General features: G+C 74.6%; 3 protein-coding genes. 2 read left to right on the top strand and 1 reads right to left on the bottom strand.

What is annotated here, in order from left to right; all coding sequences use genetic code 11:
- Positions 1–196: 196 nt before the first annotated feature.
- On the bottom strand, positions 197–1,117 hold the full coding sequence (galU, locus tag HMPREF3099_RS02025; RefSeq protein WP_070703526.1) for a UTP--glucose-1-phosphate uridylyltransferase GalU: 921 nt from the start codon (positions 1,115–1,117) through the stop codon (positions 197–199).
- 100 nt (positions 1,118–1,217) lie between these two features.
- On the opposite strand from galU, the gene HMPREF3099_RS02020 reads away from it, so the two are divergent.
- Both HMPREF3099_RS02020 and HMPREF3099_RS02015 read left to right on the top strand, forming a co-directional pair.
- Positions 1,218–1,838, top strand: coding sequence for a 5-formyltetrahydrofolate cyclo-ligase (locus HMPREF3099_RS02020; RefSeq protein ID WP_083323412.1), 621 nt, complete (start codon positions 1,218–1,220; stop codon positions 1,836–1,838).
- Positions 1,839–1,848: 10 nt separating this feature from the next.
- Positions 1,849–2,064 carry an FmdB family zinc ribbon protein gene (locus HMPREF3099_RS02015; RefSeq protein ID WP_070703525.1) on the top strand — a complete coding sequence of 72 codons (216 nt, stop codon included), beginning with the start codon at positions 1,849–1,851 and terminating at the stop codon, positions 2,062–2,064.
- Positions 2,065–2,227 lie beyond the last annotated feature (163 nt).

Raw genomic sequence — 2,227 nt, 5'->3', positions numbered from 1 at the left:
CCCAGCCCGGGGGCGTCCGGGTCGTCGGCCGTGCCCGGGGTGAGGTGCCCGAGGTTGGCGCGCCGCAGCCGCAGGTAGGCCGGCCAGTCGCCCCGCACCAGGGGGCGGAGCCGCACCACCTCGCCGGCCGGAGTGAGCCCCTCGGGGCACACGGGCCAGGCGACGGTGCGGGCCACGGTCGTACGGAGGCGGGCGCTCAGGCGTCGGTGGTCGGGACGTCCAGACCCTGCACGTACTCGCGCAGCCAGGCGTCGAACTCCTCGCCGAACTCGCCGTGCCGGCGGCCCAGACGCACCACGGCCTTGAGGTAGTCCAGGCGGTCGCCGGTGTCGTACCGGTCGCCGCGGAAGACCACGCCCCACACCCCGGCGCCCTCACCGGTGGCGGTGGCGCGCTCCTGCAGGGCGTCGGTCAGCTGGATCTCGTTGCCACGACCCGGGGGCAGGTCCTCCAGCACGTCGAAGATGCTCGGGTCCAGCACGTAGCGGCCGATGATGGCCAGGTTGCTCGGCGCGTCGGCCGGGTCCGGCTTCTCCACCAGCCCGGTCACCTTCACCACGCCGTCGGCGTCGGGCTCGCCCTCGATGGCCGCGCAGCCGTACAGGTTGACCTGGTCGGCCGGCACCTCCATCAGGGCCACGACGCAGCCGCCGCGCTCCTGCTGCACCTCCATCATCTGCTCCAGGAGGTGGTCCCCGGCGCCGATGAGGTCGTCGCCCAGCAGCACCGCGAACGGCTCGTCGCCCACGTGCGGGCGGCCGCAGAGCACGGCATGGCCCAGGCCCTTGGGCTCACCCTGGCGCACGAAGTGGGGGCTGCCCATCTCGTTGGACTTCTGCACCCGGCGCAGGCGCAGGTCGTCGCCCTTCTTCTCCAGGGCCTTCTCGAGCTCCCAGTGGCGGTCGAAGTGGTCCTCCAGCGCGCCCTTGTTGCGGCCGGTCACCATCACCACGTTGCCCACGCCGGCGCGCACGGCCTCCTCCACCACGTACTGGATGGCGGGCTTGTCCACCACCGGCAGCATCTCCTTGGGGATGGCCTTGGTGGCGGGCAGGAAGCGGGTCCCCAGACCCGCCACGGGGATCACGGCCTTGCGGACCGGGCGTCGCGTCGTCATGGGCCCACAGTAGGCGACCCGGCCGGGCCCCGCCCGTCCCACCGGGGGACGGAGCCGTCTCGGGGCGGGTCCGCCGCGGGGTCGGCGGGATACTGCCTGCATGGCCACCGACCTGCCCCTGGAGCTGCCCGCCGACAAGAAGGAGGCACGCCGCGTGGTGCGGGCCGCACGCCGCGAGTGGGCCGCGTGCGAACGGCACGCCGCGGACGGCGCCGCCCTGGCGCGCCACGGCATCGAGCTGGTGCGGGGCGAGGGGGCGCGGACGGTGACGCTGTTCACCGCCTGGCGTACCGAGCCGCCCACCGCCGCCCTGACCCGTGCCCTGCTGGACGAGGGGGTGCGCGTGCTCGTGCCGCTGACGCTGCCCGACCTCTCGCTGGACTGGGCGGAGGTGCGGGGCCTTCCCGCGGGTGACGTGGTGGCGGACGACGCGGTGGGGCTCGGTCCCGCGATGGGGCTCGACGGCATCGCGGAGGCCGACCTGGTGCTCACCCCGGGGCTGGCCGTGGACCGAGCGGGGATGCGCCTGGGCCAGGGCGGCGGCTGCTACGACCGCACCCTGCCGCGGCGTCGCGAGGGGGTGCGGGTGGTGACCCTGCTGCACGACGTCGAGCTGGTGGACCGCGTGCCGCACGAGGCGCACGACCTGCCGGTGGACGGGGTGCTGCGGCCGGCCGGGACCACCTGGTTCGGCGGCGGGCGGGGCGCGGAGACGCCGTAAAATCCGCCCCATGCCCACCTACTCCTACGCGTGCACGGCGTGCGACAACGCCTTCGACGTGAACCAGAAGATGACCGACGACGCCCTCACCACCTGCCCGCAGTGCGAGGGGAAGCTGCGCAAGGTGTACGGCACCGTCGGCGTGACCTTCAAGGGCGGCGGCTTCTACCGCACCGACAGCCGTGGCCCCTCCGGTGGCGGGGACTCCGGCGGGTCCGGCGACTGACCGACGACCCATTGGCTGTGGAGGGGGAACACTCCCCCTCCCGGCATCCACAGGCGGCCCGGCTCCCCCACACACGCGGAGGAGCCGGGCCGCGACGCTCCTCCCGGACGACACCCGGAGGAGGACCCATGGACCTGCTGCGCCGCCTGCGCCGACGCGACCG

The organism is Kytococcus sp. HMSC28H12, assembly GCF_001816045.1.
Classification (GTDB): domain Bacteria; phylum Actinomycetota; class Actinomycetes; order Actinomycetales; family Dermatophilaceae; genus Kytococcus; species Kytococcus schroeteri.
The sequence above is the reverse complement of the archived record's forward strand: the minus strand, read 5'-3'. Positions and strand labels throughout refer to the sequence as shown.